Here is a 22417-nt window from a genome sequence, read left to right as displayed (position 1 = left end):
TTAACTCGCTTTAAAATAATGAATAAAAAAGGCCATAACACACTGTTATGGCCTTTTTATTGATATTCATTTACATTTAGCGCTCGAGTTCACCACGTAAATTATCTTGCATTAAATGTCGGATAGTCTCGACTTCAAGTCCCTTACTTAATAAATAATGTAATTTGGTTAAACAGGCTTCTAAGGTCATATCATACCCACTGATCACACCAACATTGAGTAACGCATTACCCGTAGCATACCCGCCCATGTTAACACTGCCTTTAATACACTGAGTTAAATTGATGATCACCACGCCACGTTTTGAAGCAGCTTCAAGCTCAGCTAACAGTTGTGGATTTTGCGGTGCGTTACCAACGCCAAAACTCATGATGATCAGCGCTTTTACGGGGTCATTAAGCATACTTTTTACAATTTCAACACTGATCCCTGGATATAAATACAATACGCTAATAGGCTGTGGTGTGATGTTACTCACTTGCAGCTCATTTTCAATTGAGGGACTTAAGCAGCCATTAATTAACTCAATATTAATGCCGGAGAGGGCGAGTGGCTCAAAATTAGGTGAAGCAAATGCATTAAAACCATCAGAGTGGACTTTTGTTGCGCGGTTACCTCTAAATAATTGGTTATTAAAAAATAAGCTCACTTCTGCAATTGGATAGTTTGCAGCTAAAAACATGGCGTTAAGTAAATTCACTTGGCCATCAGAGCGCAATTGCGATAACGGAATTTGAGAACCCGTAACAATCACTGGTTTGGTTAAATTCTCTAGCATAAATGATAACGCAGATGCGGTATAGGCCATGGTATCTGTGCCATGAAGTACCACAAATCCATCGTAGTCGAGGTATTTGTCTTTTATATCATTGGCGATTAATTGCCAATGTGCTGGAGACATGTCGGAAGAGTCAATCAGAGGGGCGTATTCATGAATATCAAAATGCGGCATTTCTTCACGGTTGAATTCTGCGCTGTTTTGAACGGTTTTAGTGAGGTAACCATCAGCAGGAATGTAGCCCTGCGCTGATTTTTTCATGCCAATTGTACCGCCTGTGTAGGCGATGTAAATTCGTTTTTTATTCATAAAATTAGCCCGGTTAAGTAACCGGGCTAGTATAATCGCTTATTGGGCTAAATTACAGACCAAGCATCGCGCATATACACCATTAGGATCGTTATAATCCTCAAGGCTTGTTACTTCTTGTTGTAACTGATGCACGACAGATTTTATGTTGGTTTGTAGGCTCGTTTTAATCGTAGCTTGAGCTGGTTCGATTGCGATTAAACTTTGTACATGAGCATTTGATAAAAATTCTTTCATAAATAACTCACGCGGTGACAATGTTTGCTCAACGGTAATAACATCATAATGATCTAAGCTTGCTAATTTTGCCGCAGCTTCAATCGCATCTTGTTTATTACCTAAGTGATCAACCAAACCGAGTTCTTTTGCTTGTGTAGCAATCCATACACGGCCTTGTGCAATGTGATCGACTTCTTCAATGCTCATGCCACGGGCTTCAGCAACAATGGTTAAGAAACGGTTATAGCCGCGTTCAATACTCATTTGGATCATATTACCCAATTGAGGATTCAGTTCTCGCATTGGTGAAAAACCAGCCATTTCGGTGGTAGAAACACCATCGGAATAAACACCTAAACGAGCGAGGCTATTTTCAAATGTCATTACTGTACCAAAAATACCAATTGAACCGGTAATAGTGCTTGGCGCTGCCCAAATTTCGTTTGCTGCGGAGGCTATCCAGTAACCCCCTGATGCAGCAACTGAACTCATTGAAGCAATCACAGGTTTACCCGCAGCTTTTAACGCTAAAACTTCAGCGCGAATGAGTTCAGATGCAAACATGCTGCCGCCACCAGAATCGATGCGAAGAACGACCGCTTTAACTTTGTCATCAAGACGCGCTTTGCGTAATAAGGCTGACGTTGAATCACCACCAATTTCACCTGCTTTACGCTTACCATCAACAATATTACCTTTGGCTACTACAACCGCAACTTTTTCAGTCAGGGGGTTATCGTAAGGAAATGGCATTTTGATGGTTGATAGATAGTCGCTAAATGATACTTGGTTAAATGATTTACCTTCAGCATTAAGTCCGACTAATTTAATTAAATCTTGGCGAACTTCTTCTTTAGTTTTTAAGTTATCGACCCAACCATTTTTAAGAGCATATTCACCTGAGTCACCCGACTGCGCAGCGAACTTTTCTAAAAAGGTAGTCATTGACTCATCAAAATTTGAGATATCAAAGTTACGTTGTGCAGCTACATCGGTTTTATATTGCAGCCAAAGTGCGCCTAACCATTCTTTATTAGCTAATTTCGCAGCATCAGACATATCATTTCGTATAAAAGGCTCAACTGCTGATTTAAAGGTACCAACACGGAAAATATGCTGAGAAATCGAGAGTTTTTCGAGCGCATCTTTAAAATACACCGGATACATAGCATAGCCTTCTACACCGACCCAGCCATATGGATGCATAGAGATTTCATCTGCGTAAGCAGCGAGATAATATTGCGCTTGGGTGTACGAGTCACCAGTGGCAATAATTTTTTTACCCTGCGCTTTAAATTCAGTTAGCGCAGCGCCAATTTCTTGGAGTTTATTGAGGTGAGCATTTTGCATTTGTTGTAATGCAAGCACCATCACACTTATTTTTGGGTTATGTGCGGCATCATTGATAACATTGATCACATCATCAAGCAAAACTTCAGGTGGCTCGTCATTTTGTCCCATTGAATCACCAATTGCGGCTTCAAGTGGGTCAACATACTTTTCTTGTTCAACAATTTGACCTGAAAGATTTAGTACTAAGGCTGAGCCTGGAGTGATGATGACTTTACCATCATCGGAACTAAACCCTACAATCACACTGATAATAATAACAACAAATAAAATGTTAAAAATGAGTCTTCTTGAAAAATTCAAGCCATTCCATAACATTTGAAAGAATTTTTTAATCAAAATCATGTCCTTAAAATAGATTTGATAGCAAATACACAATATTCACTAATACTAACCGATTTTAATCTTAAACTTAAATCTAAATAGTATCTAAGTGTGACACTTGTACATATTGCGAAAAAAAGCTAATGTTGCCAGAGGTATGACCAGTATAATTAAGGCTTATTTGTGTTAGAACAAGAATTAAAACTAAAAAATAACCATTTAAAAAATCGTTTAGTAATGGGATCGATGCACACCGGCTTAGAAGAAGGGCTTGGTAACCTAAAAAAGCTTAATGCTTTTTATCAAGCAAGAGCAGAAGGTGGCGTTGGCTTAATTATTACTGGTGGTTACAGCCCTAATTTACGGGGTAAATTAACACCATTTTCATCGACTTTTAACAGTTGGTTTGATGTATTAAAACATCGAACGGTCACTAAAACAGTTCATCAGGCAGGGGCAAAAATCTGCTTGCAGTTACTCCATGCTGGTCGTTATGCATATCACCCATTTAATCATGCACCGAGTGCGATTAAAGCACCAATTAATCCTTATAAACCTAAAGCAATGTCAAAGCGTGCAGTGCTTAGCACCATAAAAAGTTTTGCACGTTCTGCTCATTTAGCGGAAAAAGCGGGCTATGATGGGGTTGAAATTATGGGCTCGGAAGGCTATTTAATTAACGAATTTATGGCTGCTCATACCAACAAACGTACAGATGAATTTGGTGGTAGTAATGAAAACCGTATGCGTTTTGCATTAGAAATAGTCAAAGCAGTGCGTGCAAATGTATCATCAAAATTTATTATTGTATTTCGATTATCTGTGCATGATTTAGTTGAAAACGGCTCTTCGGGATCTGATGTTCAGGCACAAGCTAAAGCACTCGAAGCGGCAGGCGTTGATATTTTTAACACGGGAATTGGTTGGCATGAAGCGCGCGTGCCAACTATTGCCAGTATGGTGCCACAAGGCGCTTTTCAAGATGCTTCATTATTATTAAAACAAACGGTTTCAGTGCCTGTTATTGCGGTAAATCGTATTAATACTCCTGAACTTGCTAATCAAATATTGCAAAATGGCAAAGCAGATTTAATTTCAATGGCACGCCCATTGCTTGCAGATCCTGACTTTTTTAATAAATACAGTCAAAATAATAGCCAGAACATTAATGTTTGCATTGCATGTAATCAAGGTTGTTTAGATAACGTATTTAAAGGTAAACGTGCCACCTGTTTAGTTAATCCGCGCGCGGGTTTTGAGCTTGAATACCCGCTTGAAAAAGCTGCTAAAGCCAAGAAAGTTTTGGTGGTAGGCGCGGGGCCAGCAGGTATGGCAAGCGCGTGTTATTTGGCTGAGAAAGGTCATACGGTGACCTTAATTGATCGCAGCAATCAAATGGGCGGACAATTTAAATTAGCAATGCAAATACCAGGCAAAGAAGATTTTAATTACACCCTTACGTATTATCAAAGTGAACTCGACAAACAAGGTGTTACGGTTAAGTTAGCAACTGAATATAACGATAAAATGGCAGCAGATTATGATGATGTTGTTTTTGCAACGGGGGTACGGCCGCGTTTAGCACCAATAAATTGCTTAGATGGCAAGCGTATTTATGCATACGATGAAGTCATTCGTGGTGAAGTACCGATTGGCAAGCGCGTCGCTATTTTAGGCGCTGGCGGTATTGGTTTTGACATGGTAGCGTTTTTGACTGAGCAAAAAAATAAGTCAATTGCACAATTTAAATCTCAGTGGGGGATTGATGAAACAGCTAATTCTCATCAAGCCTTAGAGCAAATTTATATGCTCAAACGCAGTGCGGGTCGTTTTGGTTCTGAACTTGGCAAAACAACAGGTTGGATCCATCGCGCAGTTGCCAAGCAGCAAGGTGTTATTCAACTTGAGCAGTGCAACTATGTTGGCTTTTCAAACCAAGGTCTTGAAATTGAACATAAAGGACAGCAACAATTTCTAGATGTTGATACCGTTATTGCCTGCATTGGCCAAGAATCTAACAATGAACTTTATAATCCGCACCAAGGTGAAGCCAAGTTCCATGTTATTGGTGGCGCTAAATTGGCTGCCGCTATTGATGCAAAACGCGCTATTTTTGAAGCGCTAATGGTCGCGCGCCACATTTAACTTTTATTACTTGAAATTATTTTTTCACTGAGTGGGTCTTTGTTAACTCAATAAGATTTACAAGGTGAAAAAATGTTTCAAGCGCTACAACTTCAATATCAGTCAATTCTGCTTCATCTTAAATTCGCAGACGGTATTGCACCATTACTTTTTCGCCTTATTTTGGCTCCGGTAATGATCATTGCGGGTTACAGCAAATTGGGCTTTAGTGAGCAATGGCAAGGTTTCCATTCTTTACTTGCCGATCCGAATGTAGTTGCTTGGTTTGGCAATTCAGAATGGGGCTTAGGTTTACCTTTTCCTGATTTATTAGCTTTTTTAGCCGCTTGGAGTGAATTTTTAGGTGGCTGGTTGTTGCTATTTGGTTTACTCACCCGCCTTGTGACTGTTCCCCTGATGATCACTATGATTGTTGCTGCAACGACAGTCCATTGGTCAAATGGTTGGTTTGCCATTACCCCGCTTGATCCGAATACATCTTCAGCAACAGTATTTCAGTGGGCGGGGTTTAATCAGGCGCAATTAAGCCTAGATAACAGCATTGAAACTAAAAAACGCCTTGAGATAATTCATGACATTGTGGATGAACATGGTAATCGCGATTATTTATACCAAAATGGTCGAGCCGTTATCTTAAATAATGGGATTGAGTTTTCTGCGATGTATTTTGTAATGTTGCTGAGTCTGTTTTTTAGCGGTGGTGGGCGATTTACCAGTTTAGATTATTGGTTTTCATCAAAAAGAGCTTAATTTTACGCACTGTATTTATAAACAGAAAATGTTATTCTGAAAAAAAATTTAGAATAACATTTTATGAATGCACTTGAATTATTATTAACCCGCCAATCTGATGCTCGATTAACCGAACCGGGCCCAAATTCTGAACAACTTTCAATTATTAAACAAGCCGCTTTGCTTGCACCTGATCACGGAGCGTTAACGCCTTGGCAATTTATTGTGGTTCAAGGAGAGGGCCGAGAGCGACTAGGTGATGTTTTTTATCGCTCAGCTTTTCATCATCAACTCGATGAGCGTAATTTAGAGCGAGCCAAAACTTTGGCTCTAAGAGCACCGCTTGTTATTATTTGTATCGCTAAATATGTTGAGAACAATAAAGTTCCTCGTATTGAACAAGTCCAATCAGCGGCTTGTGCTGTGTTTGCGATGCAACAAGCGACCTTTGCCCAAGGTTTAGGTGGTGTGTGGCGTACAGGCCATTACGCACAATGTGAGCTTATAAAAGCGGAGCTTGGTCTAAACGTAGATGATGAAATTGTAGGTTATTTGTATCTTGGCACCCCTGAAGTGAAGCACGTTAAAACCAGACGCCTCAGCACAGAACAATTTTTTAGTGATTTTTAGGAATTATCATGGGTCCAATTTTAACTGGTATTTCAGGCTTGAGTTTATTACCTGAAGAAGTTGAATATTTACAGCATCCTTTAGTGGCAGGGGTGATCTTATTTACTCGAAACTATCATGATAATGAACAACTCATTGCATTAACGGCACAGATTAAAAAAATATCGCCGATGCTGTTAATCAGTGTTGATCATGAAGGTGGACGTGTTCAACGTTTTCGAGATGGCTTTTCGGCCATTCCCGCGATGTTTGAAGCGACCTCTTTTCAAAAAAAACATAATAGCCCGATTTTAGCAGATCTAGGCTTTACGCTTGCGGCAGAGTTGCGCGCTCATGGCGTTGATTTTAGCTTTACGCCTGTGCTTGATTTAAATGGTATATCACAAGTTATCACTACTCGTGCTTTTGCAATCAGTCCGATTGAGGTAATTGATGCGGCAAAACATTTCATTGGCGGTTTACATAGCGCTGGGGTGAAAAATGTGGTGAAACATTTTCCTGGTCATGGTTCAGTAGGGCCGGATTCACATATTGCTATGCCTGTGGATGAGCGCAGTAAAGCTGAAATATTTAACTCCGACATGAGTGTCTTTAAAGCGCTAGTTGATTCAGGCTGCGCTGATGGTGTAATGCCTGCACATGTAATTTATCCTCACTGCGATCCTAAACCTGCTTGTTTTTCTGATTATTGGCTAAAACAAGTGCTGCGTAATAAATTAGGTTTTAAAGGTCCAGTTTTTTCAGATGATATGGGCATGCAAGGCGCGGTTCAAATGGGGGATTATGTTACCCGAACCCAAAGTGCACTTGATGCTGGTTGTGATCTTGCATTATTGTGTAACGAGCCCCATGGTTTATATGAGGTTTTAGATGGACTTGAGATTAATCTGTATCAAAATCATGGTCAGCGTGGTCTTGCATACTTACAGAAAAAAAATGTCACTATGATGGAATTAAAAACTGATCACCGATGGCTCGCAGCTCAATCAGTTATTTCTAAAATGGAAGATTACCGTGCAAATTAACTGGCATATTGGACTCGGACTAGGCTTTTCATTCTCGGTATGGGTAATTGCACAGTTTTTTGCATTGTCTGATGCTATTAGTTACACCTTAGCTATCACCGCTTTGACAGGATATTGGTGGATCTCTGAGGCAATAGCCATTCCTATTACTTCATTATTACCTTTGGTTTTATTTCCCTTTTTTGGTGTGCTTGATCATAAAACAGCAGCAAGTGCGTTAGGTAATCATGTCATTTTACTTTTAATGGGCGCGTTTATGTTGGCGGTTGCGATAGAGCAATCTCAAGTACATAAACGACTCGCGTTTAAAATAATTGAGATTATTGGCGGTAACAGCGCTCAGCGAATAGTAATGGCTATTATGGTAACAGCTGCGATTTTATCGATGTGGATTTCAAATACCGCGACAGTTGTTGCGTTGTTACCTGTTGTGCTTGCCATTTGTAGTACTACCGATAATACCCGTTTTAAAATCGCGCTTTTGCTTGGCTTAGCATATGCGGCATCAATAGGCGGGCTAGGGACCATTATTGGCACACCACCTAATGTTATTTTTGCATCCGTTTATGAAAAGTTTTCTGGTAAAGAATATGGATTTTTAAATTGGATGAAGGTTGCAGTGCCCATTGTGGTTGTATCAATTCCACTTTGTGCATTATGGCTAACGCGTAATATTAAATTAACCTCAGCCATTATTTTACCAAAAATGGGAGCTTGGCAAAAAGCAGAATGGCGGGTATTGGTTATTTTTGCCTTTGTTGCTTTTTTATGGATTTTTCGTAAAGAACCGTTTGGCGGCTGGTCGGGCGTATTAAATCTTGCTGATGTTGGTGATTCAACCATCGCGTTGCTCGGTGTTATGCTGATGGCGATTACTTCAAACGGTAAAGGTGGACGTTTACTTCAATGGAGTGCAGCAAAAGAAATCCCATGGGGCATGTTATTGCTATTTGCTGGCGGTATTTGTATTGCAAGCGCATTTGTTGCAAGTGGGCTAAGTAACTTAATTGGCGAGTATTTAACTGCGCTTGGTAAATTACCAGTATTATTAATGTTATTAGCGATTACCTTGTGCGTTTCCTTTTTAACAGAAATCACCTCAAATACCGCAACTGCAACATTGTTGATGCCAATTATTGCTTCAGCTGCAATCGCACTTAATTTACCGATTGAGCTCTTAATGATCCCAGTTGTAATTAGTTGTTCATGTGCGTTTTGTTTACCTGTTGCAACAGCGCCAAACTCAATCGTATTTGCCAGTGGTGAGCTTACCATTGCGGCTATGGTCAAAGAAGGCATTTTGTTAAACGTTTTATTAGCCGTGATTGTCAGTTTAACCTGCTATTTATTATTATTTTAGCCAGTAGACTATAAATTTAACTTTGTCAGTTTTTAATTTGTACATTTTTTGTTATGGTAGGGTAATAATTATAATAAAAATGAGGCTGGTAAGATGAATAATCTTTTTTATCGAGAAAGAGAAAACTGGTTTGTTTGGTTGTTATGGGGACTTGTCGGTGCATCGATAGGAATTGTAATTTCAATCTATACAAAAAATAGCTCATTTAGTTTGTTTGCTGTGACTGGAATAATTGCATTACTAACATGGCGAATGGCAAAAAGTCGCCGTTTTAGTTTTAACCGTGCCTTTAAAGTGTGTTTTACCGTATTTTGTTGCAGTATAGCCCCATTAATTTTTATCAATGCACTCAGTAATGGTGTTTTTGCTAATGTTGAAGTTGTGATGCAGGTTGTATTTGCCGCAATAATTGGTGTAGTTGTTTGCTTAATTAGTGCGGTAATTGCAAAAACACCACCACAATATTATTAATTTTTCTTTTTTGTACTTTACATTAGTGCGTTAAATCAGTAGTATGCGCGCAACAACGGAGAGATGGCAGAGTGGTCGATTGCACCGGTCTTGAAAACCGGCATAGGTTTGTAGCCTATCTAGGGTTCAAATCCCTATCTCTCCGCCACCTCATTCCCGAAACCGCCCTAGTGGCGGTTTTTTTCGTTTAAGGGTCTCTAAAAATGAAATCTTGGTTGATTAAGTTATTCAAGTGGACTGCATTTAGTTTATTTTATTACCACGCATACAAAATGGTTAAAACCATGGTTTTTGATGCTTACCCAGAGGCACAAGAGCAAGGTGTATTAGTCTGGCAAGCTACGGGCGCATTTATTCTTTTTTGTATTTTAATTGTACATTTGATTGTTAAATACGAGAAAGAGTCTGCCAGATTATGCACTTGGTTTTGCGCGCTTATCGGTCTGGTAGGATTTAGCATAGTAGACCAAGCGAGTATTCAGTCTTTTTCTGTATTATTTTCTCAATCATTTTTATGGCTTAATTTAGTTTGCCTGCTTATTTCGTATGAAATTATGCGTGTTATTCAATTGAAAAGCTTAACTAAACAATAAATGACGAGAAAACTATGATAAAATCTCATTTTTAACTCAACTTTTTATATAGTGGTATTTATGTCTGATAAATTTACAACTCACGCTGAGCAAGCAAGCTACGGTATCGGTTTACAAATGGGTGATCAATTAAAAGCAAATCCATTTGATGGCTTAAACTTAAACGCTGTGTTTGAAGGTATGAAAGACGCTTATACTGATGCTGATTTCCAAGTTGAAATCCCAGCAATCCAAGCTGCATTTGAACTTATTAATACTGAAATTCAAGCTCGTCAAGAAGAGCAAGCTAAAGTATTAGCTGCCGAAGGCGAAGCTTTCCTAGCTGATAATGCACAGCGTGCTGAAGTGACTGTAACTGCATCTGGTTTACAATATGAAGTACTAACGACTGGTGAAGGCGAAAAACCGACTGCGGCTTCAACTGTGCGTACGCATTATCATGGTACATTAGTCAATGGTACTGTGTTTGATAGCTCTTATGAGCGTGGCCAACCAGCTGAATTTCCAGTAGGTGGCGTGATCAAAGGTTGGACTGAAGCATTACAAATGATGACTGTTGGCTCAAAATGGCGTTTATACGTACCACATGATCTTGCTTATGGCGAGCGTGGTGCTGGTGCTTCTATTGCGCCATTCTCTACATTAATCTTTGATGTTGAATTAATCGCTATCGTTTAATGTCGGCGGCGTTTATGCCAAGAAAATTAAATAAAAAGCCGCTTTTAAAAGCGGCTTTTTTGTGTCTTGTCCTGAAATGTGTTTACACATTTAGGACTTATTTATGAAGACCATCAAAAGAAAGCACGGATCCCAATTGCGATATTACGTCCTGGTAACGGTGCAATTTCTTTGATAAATGAACTATGTACAAAAGCAAGTTCATTGGTTAGGTTATTTGCTTTTAAATAAACGGAGCTATCAACAGATGCTAAGTTAAATTGGTAGCTTACAGCAGCATCGAGTAGGGTATAGCCAGCAGTGCTTGTTTCATTAAATGCGATTTTATTTTGTGCAAAATAATGAGTTGCTGTCGCCGAGATATCAAAATCAGCTATTTGCCAATTGATTGTCCCACCTAATTTATTAGCAGGAACTCGAGGTAAATAGTTGTCATCTTCTAGCGTGATACGGCTGTTATCACCAAATAATTTAACGGATAATTCATCCGTTAACGAATAATGCAAATCAAACTCAACACCATATAAAGTCGCATCTTGACTGGTGAATTGGTAAACCGGTGCGCTATCTTCATCAGCCATTGCGACATGAATTAACTCATGATCATGTTGATCGAACACATAATCAGTTGCTTGTTGGAAGTAGAAGTTATTTACACGGTTATAGTAAAAATTAACGGTAAAACCAAGATTATCAGAATATTTTCTAAAGCTGATGTCTAAGTTATTTGCAGTTTCCTGTTTTATATTTTCAGGTTCAAAATGGACTTCACCATCTTCAATTACATAACCTAGGCCTAAGTCGTACGTACCAGTTGAAATATGTAAACCGTTTGAAAGTAGCTCGGCAGCTGAAGGCGCTCGCTCAGAGTGAGTAACATTTATGGAGGTTGAGTAACCTGAGCCAATATTCCAGACTAAACCGGTAGAAAGGCTAATATTGTTAAAAGATTCAAGATAACTTGAAGCCTCGTGATGATCAACGTCATGATGACTATGGCCTGTATCAATATCTGATGAATCTAATTCATATTTTTCGACTCGGGCGCCAAGTTCTAGGGTGATACCATCAAAATTACGTTCTTCTAATAAAAACAAACCGTGTTGACGAGTTTCGGTCGATGGAGTGAAAGCTTCTTCACCAAGAGCTTGATAGTCCGAAAAATAATAATGATATCCAACAACACCATGCCATTGCCCTAAGGTATGCTCCACTGAAAAACGCGCTTCTTGACTGTCATTTTTGAAGGTTGTTCCAATTTGACCATCTTCAATTTCAGCATGTTGATATTGTGTATAACCTATACGTGCTTCAACTTTTTCCACAATGTTATTGTGAGGCGTCCAGACTGCTAATGCTTGCCAGCGATCTTGCTCTAAAAGTGCATAAACACTATGTTCATCTACTGTTTCAGCGATAGCTACTTGATGCTCATGTCCATCTTCGTGTTCATGATCATGCTCATGGTCGTGTCCCGGGATCCCATATTCTGTATTTACATTTCCGTACGATAAACCAAGAGTTAAGTGTTCAGAAACATAGCTTGCACCGATATCAATCACTGTTGAGTCGATAAACGTATTGTCGATTTTTTTAGTCGTTTCATGAGTATGATCTGCGTCATCAGCATGTTCATCGTGATCATCTAAATGCATTTCTGGGATTTTATAATCGTCAGATTGTCTTTTGAGGCCGTTGATATTGAGGTTAAAGCCTTGATCACCGCCAGCTAAATTAAATGCTGCTGTTTTTCCATTTGATACACTGTCGTATTTTATCTCAACAGCACCTTCTAATTGATTGAGCTGATCAGTGGGAATACGTTGATCGACTACGTTAACAACACCACCAATAGCCCCAGAGCCGTACAGTAAAGTAGCAGGGCCTCTTAATACTTCGATTTGTTGGGCTGTTAGTGATTCGTTGGTCGTTGCATGATCAGCGCCAATACGCGAAGCATCACTACTATCTAAGCCATTTTGTAATACTTTCACTCGAGGGCCATCAAGACCACGAATGATTGGAGAAGATGATACCGGGCCAAAATAAGTGGCATTAACACCCGGCAAGCCTTTTAAAGTTTCACCTAAGGTTGCTTGTGCGTTATTTTTTAATTCATCGCCCGCGAGCACTGTCACAGGTGAGGCCATATCCATATTGGTTTTATGCAAACCAGAGGCAAAGACAGTCACAGTCTCAATAGACGATTTAGCAAGGGTTACATCAACTGCTGTTTGTGTCGCTGTGACTGTAACTCGTTCGTCGATATAATCATCTTTTGAAATATGAAGTTGGCCATCATTATCAATAACAATTGTAAACTCACCGTTTTCATTACTATAGACAGCCTTATCTTTGCCGTGGATATGAATGCTGGCTGCATTAATGGGGTGATTATTTTTATCAACAACTTTACCGGTAATAGTGGCAGCCTGCGCTGTTGAAAGACTTAGAGCGGCAATAACCGTGGAATATAATATAGAGTACTTCATAATTTCATCTTAAAAGAGAACAATTGAGATAGTGTAACATTACATTTTAGATAGGATCAACAACTGTGATGCTATAACATTTGTTATTGATTAATATTTCAGTCGACTGATTATAAACACATGCGTCTAATACTAATTTCGCGGCTATACTTTTAAAGAAAGTATTGTTGGATAGCTCACATGGCGAATAAACAAACCGTATTTAAAGCGCATTTAGATGTTGCTGATTTAAATCACCATAGATATGAACACAAAGATGTGACAGTCGCATTATTACCAAAAGAAGATTTAGAACATTTTTTATTAAAGCTAATTGGTTTTTGTTTATTGCCACTTGAAATGGCCTCATGGTCAAAAAATAATGATAATCCAATGCATCCTGACTTATCTTTAAAAGGTGATTTTGAACGCTATTTATTATGGATTGATGTCGGTTTTCCATCTCAAAAACGTCTTGATAGGGCGGTCCAGCAATCTGATCAGGTAATCGTAATTACACCAAAAAATTCGATTTGGTTAAAAGATAACGAACGTTTTTTTAAACGAAAAAATATTAAAGTATTGCCGATTGAAGCTGAGTTTTTGCAACAGTTAAGCAACGATATAACGCAACGACTTGATTGGTCTGTAGTGGTTGATCAAAATAAACTGACAATTGCAAATAGTCATGGTTTTTATGAAACCAGTTTTAAGGAGGATGTAGCGATTAATTATTAGCGATAGCCAGTTTTAATTTTATAACTCAGAAAACCTCACTTTCATCATTAAACTTTAGCGTTCTATCACTTCAACTTATCTTGTTCACGATTAAAAATGTGGCAGGGTAAGGTCAACATCTTCAAGTGGTTTTGCACAGCACAACAATATTTCACCTTGACGAATAAATGCCAATGGCTCTTGCAGGTACTCAACGCTACCCGAATTTAATTTACAGCGACATGCACCACAATAGCCTTCTCGGCATTGATATTGTACAGGAATTTTGTGCTGTTCAAGATGTTCTAACAAAGTAAAACGATCAGATCCGTACTCTAGGATCTGATCGGTATTTCGAATGATTACTTGCTTCATTACAAGTCGAAGTCACCAAAGTCAGATGCTTCAACTTGAGAATCAATTTGGCCCACTAGGTATGAGCTGATCTCAGCTTCTTGCGGTGCAACTTGAACGTTATCAGAGACTAACCAAGAGTTAATCCAAGGAATTGGGTTGCTAGTAATACTAAATTGTTGAGGTAAACCAACGGCCGACATACGTACGTTAGTAATGTACTCAACATATTGGCAAAGAATATCTTTGTTTAAACCAATCATTGAACCATCTTTAAATAAGTATTCTGCCCACTCTTTTTCTTGCTGAGCAGCGGTTCTAAACATTTCAATAGATTCTTCGCGTAATTGCGCAGCAACAATGGCCATCTCAGGATCATCTTGTCCATCTTGCATGATATTGAGCATGTGTTGTGTACCAGATAAATGCAATGCTTCATCACGTGCGATGAGCTTGATTATTTTCGCATTACCTTCCATCAGTTCACGCTCAGCAAAGGCAAATGAACATGCAAAACTGACATAAAAACGAATCGCCTCAAGAATGTTTACCGACATAATCGCGCGATAGAGTTTCTTTTTGAGCTCAAATAAATTGATGACAACGGTTTGGTCATTAATTTGATGCTTACCTTCGCCATATAAATTATAAATTGAGGTATATTCAATTAAATCATCATAATAACGTGTAACTTCATCAGCGCGTTCTTTAATTTTATCGTTATCAACAATATCGTCGAAGATCAATTCTGGTTGCTTGGTGACATTACGAATAATGTGAGTGTATGAGCGACTGTGAATGGTTTCGCTAAATGACCATGTTTCTATCCAAGTTTCTAACTCAGGTAATGAGACGATAGGGAGTAAAGCCACATTGGGTGAACGGCCTTGAATACTATCTAATAAAGTTTGGTACTTTAGATTACTTAAGAAAATATGTTTTTCATGATCGGGTAAGTTTTCGAAATCTACACGGTCTTTACTTACATCAACTTCTTCTGGGCGCCAAAAAAAGGAAAGTTGTTTTTCAATTAACTTTTCGAAAATAGGGTGCTTTTGTTGATCGTATCGTGAAACATTGACAGATTGGCCGAAAAACATCGGTTCTTTTAATTGGTTATTATGATTACGGCTAAAAGTTGAATAAGACATAGTATTTCTCAAAGACAAACAGAAAATGGGCAAGAAAGCTTGCCCAATATTTTTTATATTTTACACGCACCGCCTGCGCAATCGTCGTCAGCATCGGCAACAATTTCGTTTTGGGCATCAGATGCACCATCGCGGGTATTATGGTAATAAAGCGTTTTAACGCCAAATTTGTATGCTGTTAATAAATCTTTTAATAACAACTTCATCGGCACTTTGCCACCCTCAAATTTACCCGGATCATAATTGGTATTGGCAGAAACTGTTTGGTCGATAAATTTCTGCATAATGCCAACTAATTGTAAATAGCCATCATTTGAAGGAATATCCCACAATAGCTCATATTGATCTTTGAGTCTTTCATACTCAGGTACAACTTGTTTTAAGATCCCGTCTTTGCTGGCTTTAACACTTACATGACCACGTGGTGGTTCGATACCGTTGGTTGCATTAGAGATTTGTGACGAAGTCTCTGAAGGCATTAATGCAGATAAAGTAGAATTACGCATACCATATTGTTTAATACTTTGACGAAGACCATCCCAATCTAAACGCAGTGGTTCAGAACAGATTTGATCTAAATCTTTTTTATAAGTATCAATTGGCATTAGACCTTGAGAATAGGTTGTCTCATGGAATTTAGGGCATGCACCTTTTTCTTTAGCAAGTTCATTCGACGCTTTCATTAAATAATATTGGATCGCTTCAAACGTTTGATGAGTTAGTGCGTTAGCACTACCATCAGAATACTTTTTACCATTTTTTGCTAGATAATAAGCGTAATTGACCACACCTACACCAAGAGTACGGCGGTTCATGGTTGCATTTTTAGCAGCCGGAACAGGATAATCTTGATAATCTAGTAAGTTATCTAATGCACGTACGGCTAATTCAGCTAATTCTTCCAACTCGTCTAATGAATCAATCGCACCTAGGTTAAAGGCTGATAAGGTACAAAGTGCGATTTCACCTTCTTCATCCATAACGTGTTTTAAAGGTTTTGTTGGTAATGCAATTTCCAAACATAAGTTTGATTGGCGAATTGGAGCAACCTTTGAATCAAATGGGCTATGGGTATTACAGTGATCAACATTTTGTAAATAAATACGACCTGTACTTGCACGCTCTTGGACAAACATTGAGAACAATTCAATGGCCTTGATGCGTTTTTTACGAATTGCAGGGTCTTGTTCATATTGTACATACAAGCTTTCAAACAATGCTTGATCTTCAAAGAAAGCATCATATAAACCAGGTACATCTGATGGACTAAATAAAGTGATGTAATCATCTTTAATTAATCGAGAATACATAACCTTGTTAAACTGTACGCCGTAATCGAGATGACGCACGCGGTTATCGTCAACACCACGATTATTTTTAAGTACCAATAAGTTTTCAACTTCTAGATGCCACAGAGGGTAAAAGAGTGTCGCAGCGCCGCCACGAACACCACCTTGTGAACAGCTTTTAACAGCAGTTTGAAAGTGTTTATAAAATGGAATACACCCTGTATGGTATGCTTCGCCATTTCGAATAGGGCTACCTAACGCACGAATTCGACCAGCATTAATACCAATCCCAGCGCGTTGGCTCACATATTTAACAATCGCAGATGACGTCGCATTTATTGAATCTAAACTGTCACCACACTCAATTAGTACACAAGAACTAAATTGACGAGTAGGGGTACGTACACCGGCCATAATTGGCGTTGGTAAGGAAATTTTAAACTGCGAAACTGCATCATAAAAACGTTTAATATAATCTAAACGAATTGATTGTGGGTATTTTGAAAATAAACTTGCCGCAACTAAGATATATAAAAACTGGGCGCTTTCGTAAATTTCACCTGTTACGCGGTTTTGAACTAAATATTTACCTTCTAGTTGCTTAACCGCAGCATAACTGAATGTTAGATCTCGGTTATGATCAAGTACTTCGTCGAGTTGTTCAAATTCAGCTTGCGTATAATCCGCTAAAAGATGCGCATCATAACGGTTGTCTTCCACCATTTTAACAACATGGTCATACAGACGTGGTGGTTCAAACTGACCATAGGCTTTTTTACGTAGGTGAAAAATCGCCAAACGAGCCGCTAAAAATTGATAATCAGGCGATTCTTTTGAAATTTGATCAGCTGCCGCCTTAATGATGGTTTCATGAATGTCTTCAGTGCGGATCCCATCATAAAACTGGATATGAGATTTTAGTTCTACTTGTGAGACTGAAACGTTGTTAAGTCCCTTTGCAGCCCATTCAATGACACGATGGATTTTATCAAGATCAAGCAATTCCTTGCGCCCGTCTCGTTTACTCACAGATAGTTGTTTATTCATATTTATGCCTGCATTTCCTAGGGTGTTAGCGAAATTTATTGTTTTATTTTTAGGCGAGTGGCCTGAATATTAATGTTGTGCCGAAGTGGTTAGCATTTAAACACTATATATAGGGGCAACTTAATTATGGATCACAAGATAGAGTGGTATGATTTTATTTGCAAGGGACAGAATTGGCTATGATTGTGGATAAGTTGGCGATAAATATAAAAGGTTAGCTAACACTAACCTTTTGTCTTTTGATTCATTAGAAATAATTAAAAATCAACATCTGATCTTCAATAAAAAATTATTTATTTTTTTTTATTCTTTTGCTGGTTTTTAGTACCAACAAAACAATTAATTAACGGCAATGAATAATAAATAAACTACATGTAGTGTTATCGGTTGGTGAAAAACACTATATATAGTTGCTTAGTTGTTGAGCATCTGCGCATATAAAATCAGCATACCAGCTTAAAATATCGTCTGTTGACGCAATGTAACCCCAATTGGCGATGGCTGTTTTCATCTGTGCAGCTTGTCCTGCCTGAATGTCCCTTTGAGCATCACCAACGTATAAACAAGCACTTGGAGCCACATCTAATCGTGTCGCAGCTAATAACAAAGGCTCGGGGTAGGGTTTGGCAACTTGTAATGTATCGCCACATACCACAGCCTTACATTCTGCCAGTAACGTAAAATGCTGCAGCAAAGGTAAAGTTAAAAATGTTGGTTTATTTGTCACTATTCCCCATTGGATGTTTCTTTCATTGAGTGACAGTAATAAAGATTCGATGGCTGGATAGTAATGTGTGTGCTGAGCAATATTTGCTAGGTAATAATCTAAAAATTGCTGCTGCAAAATTGTGTGATTAAGACTTGGCCAATCTTTGGCACCAAATCCAGCCCTCAACATGGCTAAACTACCATTTGACGCTTCAACAGTGTAGAGCGCTTTGCTAAGCGGTTGCCGACCATGTTTTATTAGCACGGTATTAAGTGCTACGCCTAAATCATCTGCTGTGTTTAATAAGGTGCCATCTAGGTCAAACAGTACGGCTTGAAAAGTCATATAATGTTACACCTTTTCAAAATAAAGAATGTAATTGACGCTTACGTCAGAGCCAAGAGAATATTGGCCCGATATTGGGTTATAGCTCAGTCCCTTACTTGCACGCACTTTAAGGTCATATTTCTCAGCCCAGTTGATTAATTGCGCTGGACGAATAAATTTTTGATGGTCATGGGTGCCATTAGGAACCATTTTTAAGATTTTTTCTGCGCCAACTATGGCAAAAAGATAGGATTTAAGAGTTTTATTGAGTGTTGAAAAGAATACTTGGCCTCCCGGTTTTACTAATTGCGCAATCGATTGAATGATTGATTCTGGATCGGGCACATGTTCAAGCATTTCCATACAAGTAATGACATCGAAGCTTGCTGGATGCTGATTGGCAAAATCTTCAGCAGTAGTTTGCACATAGTCGACTTTTACCCCAGTTTCTAAACTGTGAAGTTTTGCGACATTAAGTGGCTCTTGACCCATATCGATACCGGTCACACTTGCGCCCATTCGGGCCATGCTTTCACTTAAAATGCCCCCACCACAGCCTACATCTAACGTTTTTTTATCAAATAAACCACCTGCATGATCCATGATAAAATCAAGCCGTAGCGGGTTTATCTCATGTAATGGTTTAAAATCACCCGTCAGATCCCACCAGTGTTGTGCCACGGCTTCAAATTTGGCTATTTCTTGTTGATCTACATTCTGATGTACGGTCATAAAAAGCTTCCTAGTTAATCTGAGCGCATTATAAAGGGGTAAATTACAAATTCACAAAGATTTACGCCCTGTAAATTCTTTAATTATGTGATAGCATGTTACCGACAACAATAATGATTAACAAATTTTAGTCGACTGAAGGAAGTGAAATCGAATGACTGATCGCGCCAATGAAATCCTTCCAGTTAATATTGAAGACGAACTAAAGAACTCTTACCTTGATTATGCCATGAGCGTAATAGTAGGACGTGCTTTACCTGATGTTCGTGATGGCTTAAAGCCTGTTCACCGTCGTGTATTATTCGCGATGAATGAACTCAAGAATGATTGGAACAAACCTTATAAAAAATCTGCTCGTGTCGTCGGTGACGTAATCGGTAAATATCACCCACATGGTGATAGCGCAGTGTACGATACCATAGTTCGTATGGCTCAGCCTTTCTCACTGCGTTATATGCTAGTAGATGGCCAAGGAAACTTTGGTTCGGTTGATGGCGATTCTGCAGCGGCAATGCGTTATACCGAAATCCGTATGGCGCGTGTTTCTCACGAGCTATTAGCCGATTTAGAAAAAGAAACCGTCGATTATGTAGATAACTACGATGGTACTGAAAAAATTCCAGCCGTATTACCAACTAAAATACCAAATTTACTTGTTAATGGTGCTTCGGGCATCGCTGTTGGTATGGCGACAAACATTCCTCCGCATAATTTAAATGAAGTCATCAATGGCTGTTTGGCGTTAATTAATAACCCAGATATTACTATTGATGAACTCATTGACTATATTCCAGGTCCTGATTTCCCAACCGCAGCTATCATCAGCGGTAAAAAAGGCATTGAACAAGCCTATAAAACGGGTCGTGGGAAAGTGTATATTCGTGCAAAAGCAGAAGTCGAAACTGATGAACGTGGTAAAGAAACTATTATTGTTCATGAGTTACCGTATCAGGTTAATAAAGCACGATTAATCGAAAAAATTGCAGAATTAGTTAAAGACAAAAAGATTGAAGGGATCAGTGCATTACGTGACGAGTCTGATAAAGATGGTATGCGTATTGTGGTTGAAATCAAACGTGGTGAAGTGGGTGAGGTTGTTTTAAACAACTTATATGCACAAACATCGATGCAAACCGTATTTGGTATGAATATGGTTGCGTTAGATAATGGCCAGCCTAAGTTACTTAACTTAAAAGAAATGCTCCATGCGTTTGTGGTCCATCGCCGCGAAGTAGTCACACGCCGTACCGTATTTGATTTACGTAAAGCGCGCGACCGTGCTCATACGCTTGAAGGTTTAGCAATTGCACTTGCTAATATCGATCCAATTATTGAATTGATCCGTCGCTCGCCTACACCTGCTGAAGCAAAAGAAGCGCTCCTTGCTCGTCCGTGGGACTTAGGTCATGTGCAATCAATGCTTGAACGCACAGGTGAAAGCAATGTAGCACGTCCTGAGTGGCTAGATGCTGAATTAGGTATTCGTGATGGTCAATATCATTTATCACCACAACAAGCACAAGCAATTCTTGAATTACGTTTACACCGTTTAACTGGGTTAGAACACGAGAAAATTTTAGCTGAGTACCAAGAGCTACTTGACTTAATCGCTGAGCTATTGCATATCTTGTCATCGCCTGAGCGTTTACTTGAAGTGATCCGTGACGAGCTGGCACTTGCAAAAGAACAATATGGTGATGAACGCCGTACTGTGATTACTGCAGCGGCGCATGACATCAGTTTAGAAGACTTAATTAATGAAGAAGATGTGGTTGTAACACTTTCTCATGAAGGTTATGTGAAATATCAGCCGCTAAGTGATTATGAAGCACAGCGTCGTGGTGGTAAGGGCAAATCAGCAACTAAAATGAAAGATGAAGATTTCATTGAACGTTTACTTGTTGCTAATACTCACGATACGATTTTATGTTTCTCAACCGCGGGTCGTTTATACTGGTTAAAAGTATATCAATTACCTTTAGCAAGCCGTGCTGCACGTGGTAAGCCGATTATTAATTTACTTCCTCTAGAAGCAAATGAACGTATTACCGCTATTTTACCGGTGCGTGAATATGAAGAAAATAAATACATCTTCATGGCAACTGCGTTTGGTACAGTGAAGAAAACCCCATTAACTGCTTATAGCCGCCAGCGTTCAAGTGGCATTATCGCCGTAAACTTAAACGAAGGTGATAGCTTAATTGGAGTAGATATCACAGATGGCACTAACGAAATCATGTTGTTCTCTGATGCTGGTAAAGTAGTACGTTTCAAAGAGTCTGAAGAAAGTGAAGTGCTTGATGAAAACGGTAATCTAGTTTTAGATGAAAATGGACAACCAGAGATTAAGTTTAAAGGTGTCCGTCCTATGGGTCGTACCGCAACGGGTGTTCGTGGTATTAAAATGGGCGAAGGCCAACGCGTAGTATCGCTTATTGTACCTAAAAATGACGGCTCTATCTTAACAGTAACCGAAAATGGTTATGGTAAACGTACTAACTTAGAGGATTACCCATCGAAGAGTCGAGCGACTCAAGGTGTAGTATCAATCAAAGTTAGCGAACGTAATGGTAAAGTGGTTGGTGCTGTTCAAGTACTCGAAAATGACGAAATCATGCTGATTTCTAACCGCGGTACATTGGTTCGAACTCGTGTTCAAGAAGTCTCGACTGTTGGGCGAAATACCCAAGGTGTTATTTTGATCCGAACTATTGACGAAGAGCTAGTAGTTGGTTTACAACGTATCGATGAGATTGAAGAAGCGGAATATTTTGAAGAAGTAGTAGCAACTTCAGATGACACTCCTGCTTCAGAGACTCCTGATAACGAGGCCGAAATACCAACGGCTGAGTAATTAAAAAAAGCGGCGAAAGCCGCTTTTTTTAACAACATAAAACACCAGTTGTTATCACTCAAAAATGTAACTATCTGTTATTCCAAGTCTCTTGGCTTCGATCACGGTGCACTGTTTTGAATCATAGCAATTAAATATAAACAATGAGGGAG

At 39.0% G+C, this 22417-nt stretch carries 18 protein-coding genes and 1 tRNA gene; 11 read left to right on the top strand and 8 right to left on the bottom strand.

Annotation, left to right across the window (positions count from 1 at the left end):
- Nucleotides 1–76 precede the first annotated feature (76 nt).
- Nucleotides 77–1087 (bottom strand): asparaginase, encoded by a 1011-nt coding sequence (gene ansA / locus PTUN_RS09120; RefSeq protein ID WP_009839958.1) that lies wholly within the window; start codon nt 1085–1087, stop codon nt 77–79.
- Between the two features lie 39 nt (nt 1088–1126).
- Complete coding sequence (sppA, locus tag PTUN_RS09115; RefSeq protein ID WP_040644255.1) at nt 1127–2995, bottom strand: signal peptide peptidase SppA; 1869 nt, start codon at nt 2993–2995, stop codon at nt 1127–1129.
- 168 nt (nt 2996–3163) lie between these two features.
- Here sppA and PTUN_RS09110 point away from each other — a divergent pair, with 168 nt between their 5' ends.
- The 9 genes from PTUN_RS09110 to PTUN_RS09070 all read left to right on the top strand — a co-directional run bounded on the left by PTUN_RS09110 (nt 3164) and on the right by PTUN_RS09070 (nt 10614).
- Nucleotides 3164–5125 (top strand): FAD-dependent oxidoreductase, encoded by a 1962-nt coding sequence (locus tag PTUN_RS09110; protein WP_009839956.1) that lies wholly within the window; start codon nt 3164–3166, stop codon nt 5123–5125.
- A 72-nt stretch (nt 5126–5197) separates the two neighbouring features.
- Entirely contained in the window at nt 5198–5875 is a 678-nt protein-coding gene (locus tag PTUN_RS09105) for an HvfX family Cu-binding RiPP maturation protein (RefSeq protein ID WP_009839955.1), read from the top strand.
- A 63-nt stretch (nt 5876–5938) separates the two neighbouring features.
- Nucleotides 5939–6487, top strand: coding sequence for an NAD(P)H nitroreductase (locus tag PTUN_RS09100; RefSeq protein ID WP_009839954.1), 549 nt, complete (start codon nt 5939–5941; stop codon nt 6485–6487).
- Between the two features lie 8 nt (nt 6488–6495).
- Nucleotides 6496–7512: a beta-N-acetylhexosaminidase gene (nagZ, locus tag PTUN_RS09095; protein ID WP_009839953.1), complete on the top strand. Its 1017-nt coding sequence runs from the start codon at nt 6496–6498 to the stop codon at nt 7510–7512.
- On the top strand, nt 7502–8872 hold the full coding sequence (locus PTUN_RS09090) for an SLC13 family permease (RefSeq protein ID WP_009839952.1): 1371 nt from the start codon (nt 7502–7504) through the stop codon (nt 8870–8872). The genes nagZ and PTUN_RS09090 overlap by 11 nt, the downstream gene beginning before the upstream one ends.
- A gap of 93 nt (nt 8873–8965) precedes the next feature.
- Entirely contained in the window at nt 8966–9343 is a 378-nt protein-coding gene (locus PTUN_RS09085; RefSeq protein WP_009839951.1) for a hypothetical protein, read from the top strand.
- 57 nt (nt 9344–9400) lie between these two features.
- Nucleotides 9401–9491 (top strand) — tRNA-Ser (locus PTUN_RS09080).
- A gap of 55 nt (nt 9492–9546) precedes the next feature.
- Nucleotides 9547–9936: a hypothetical protein gene (locus PTUN_RS09075; protein WP_009839950.1), complete on the top strand. Its 390-nt coding sequence runs from the start codon at nt 9547–9549 to the stop codon at nt 9934–9936.
- Nucleotides 9937–9996: 60 nt separating this feature from the next.
- Nucleotides 9997–10614, top strand: a complete 618-nt coding sequence (locus PTUN_RS09070; RefSeq protein ID WP_009839949.1) for an FKBP-type peptidyl-prolyl cis-trans isomerase — start codon at nt 9997–9999, stop codon at nt 10612–10614.
- Nucleotides 10615–10727: 113 nt separating this feature from the next.
- On the opposite strand, the gene PTUN_RS09065 is transcribed toward PTUN_RS09070, so the two are convergent.
- Nucleotides 10728–13106, bottom strand: a complete 2379-nt coding sequence (locus PTUN_RS09065; RefSeq protein WP_009839948.1) for a TonB-dependent receptor — start codon at nt 13104–13106, stop codon at nt 10728–10730.
- A gap of 180 nt (nt 13107–13286) precedes the next feature.
- On the opposite strand from PTUN_RS09065, the gene PTUN_RS09060 reads away from it, so the two are divergent.
- On the top strand, nt 13287–13823 hold the full coding sequence (locus PTUN_RS09060; protein ID WP_009839947.1) for a YaeQ family protein: 537 nt from the start codon (nt 13287–13289) through the stop codon (nt 13821–13823).
- A gap of 90 nt (nt 13824–13913) precedes the next feature.
- Here the strand turns inward: PTUN_RS09060 and yfaE are convergent, their stop codons facing one another.
- The 5 genes from yfaE to ubiG form a co-directional block, all read right to left on the bottom strand.
- Nucleotides 13914–14177 carry a class I ribonucleotide reductase maintenance protein YfaE gene (gene yfaE / locus PTUN_RS09055; protein ID WP_009839946.1) on the bottom strand — a complete coding sequence of 88 codons (264 nt, stop codon included), beginning with the start codon at nt 14175–14177 and terminating at the stop codon, nt 13914–13916.
- The gene (gene nrdB, locus PTUN_RS09050; RefSeq protein WP_009839945.1) at nt 14177–15307 is read right to left on the bottom strand and encodes a class Ia ribonucleoside-diphosphate reductase subunit beta; all 1131 of its coding nucleotides are present in this window, start codon (nt 15305–15307) and stop codon (nt 14177–14179) included. Before nrdB ends, yfaE begins: the two co-directional genes overlap by 1 nt.
- 53 nt (nt 15308–15360) lie before the next feature.
- Nucleotides 15361–17643: a class 1a ribonucleoside-diphosphate reductase subunit alpha gene (gene nrdA, locus PTUN_RS09045; RefSeq protein WP_009839944.1), complete on the bottom strand. Its 2283-nt coding sequence runs from the start codon at nt 17641–17643 to the stop codon at nt 15361–15363.
- A gap of 400 nt (nt 17644–18043) precedes the next feature.
- Nucleotides 18044–18697 (bottom strand): HAD family hydrolase, encoded by a 654-nt coding sequence (locus PTUN_RS09040; protein WP_009839943.1) that lies wholly within the window; start codon nt 18695–18697, stop codon nt 18044–18046.
- A gap of 6 nt (nt 18698–18703) precedes the next feature.
- The gene (gene ubiG, locus PTUN_RS09035; RefSeq protein ID WP_009839942.1) at nt 18704–19411 is read right to left on the bottom strand and encodes a bifunctional 2-polyprenyl-6-hydroxyphenol methylase/3-demethylubiquinol 3-O-methyltransferase UbiG; all 708 of its coding nucleotides are present in this window, start codon (nt 19409–19411) and stop codon (nt 18704–18706) included.
- 154 nt (nt 19412–19565) lie between these two features.
- Here ubiG and gyrA point away from each other — a divergent pair, with 154 nt between their 5' ends.
- Entirely contained in the window at nt 19566–22265 is a 2700-nt protein-coding gene (gene gyrA, locus PTUN_RS09030) for a DNA topoisomerase (ATP-hydrolyzing) subunit A (RefSeq protein ID WP_009839941.1), read from the top strand.
- Nucleotides 22266–22417: the final 152 nt, after the last annotated feature.

Source organism: Pseudoalteromonas tunicata (assembly GCF_002310815.1).
GTDB lineage: Bacteria > Pseudomonadota > Gammaproteobacteria > Enterobacterales > Alteromonadaceae > Pseudoalteromonas > Pseudoalteromonas tunicata.
This window is presented reverse-complemented; position numbering and strand designations above follow the sequence as displayed.

What these genes read in the sequence shown, in the direction of transcription:
- ansA (WP_009839958.1), bottom strand. Translation starts at nt 1,087, where the DNA reads ATGAATAAAAAACGAATTTACATCGCCTACACAGGCGGTACAATTGGC.
- PTUN_RS09040 (WP_009839943.1), bottom strand. Translation starts at nt 18,697, where the DNA reads ATGACTTTTCAAGCCGTACTGTTTGACCTAGATGGCACCTTATTAAAC.
- PTUN_RS09100 (WP_009839954.1), top strand. Translation starts at nt 5,939, where the DNA reads ATGAATGCACTTGAATTATTATTAACCCGCCAATCTGATGCTCGATTA.
- yfaE (WP_009839946.1), bottom strand. Translation starts at nt 14,177, where the DNA reads ATGAAGCAAGTAATCATTCGAAATACCGATCAGATCCTAGAGTACGGA.
- PTUN_RS09070 (WP_009839949.1), top strand. Translation starts at nt 9,997, where the DNA reads ATGTCTGATAAATTTACAACTCACGCTGAGCAAGCAAGCTACGGTATC.
- ubiG (WP_009839942.1), bottom strand. Translation starts at nt 19,411, where the DNA reads ATGACCGTACATCAGAATGTAGATCAACAAGAAATAGCCAAATTTGAA.
- gyrA (WP_009839941.1), top strand. Translation starts at nt 19,566, where the DNA reads ATGACTGATCGCGCCAATGAAATCCTTCCAGTTAATATTGAAGACGAA.
- nrdA (WP_009839944.1), bottom strand. Translation starts at nt 17,643, where the DNA reads ATGAATAAACAACTATCTGTGAGTAAACGAGACGGGCGCAAGGAATTG.
- PTUN_RS09085 (WP_009839951.1), top strand. Translation starts at nt 8,966, where the DNA reads ATGAATAATCTTTTTTATCGAGAAAGAGAAAACTGGTTTGTTTGGTTG.
- PTUN_RS09075 (WP_009839950.1), top strand. Translation starts at nt 9,547, where the DNA reads ATGAAATCTTGGTTGATTAAGTTATTCAAGTGGACTGCATTTAGTTTA.
- nrdB (WP_009839945.1), bottom strand. Translation starts at nt 15,307, where the DNA reads ATGTCTTATTCAACTTTTAGCCGTAATCATAATAACCAATTAAAAGAA.
- PTUN_RS09105 (WP_009839955.1), top strand. Translation starts at nt 5,198, where the DNA reads ATGTTTCAAGCGCTACAACTTCAATATCAGTCAATTCTGCTTCATCTT.
- PTUN_RS09065 (WP_009839948.1), bottom strand. Translation starts at nt 13,106, where the DNA reads ATGAAGTACTCTATATTATATTCCACGGTTATTGCCGCTCTAAGTCTT.
- nagZ (WP_009839953.1), top strand. Translation starts at nt 6,496, where the DNA reads ATGGGTCCAATTTTAACTGGTATTTCAGGCTTGAGTTTATTACCTGAA.
- PTUN_RS09060 (WP_009839947.1), top strand. Translation starts at nt 13,287, where the DNA reads ATGGCGAATAAACAAACCGTATTTAAAGCGCATTTAGATGTTGCTGAT.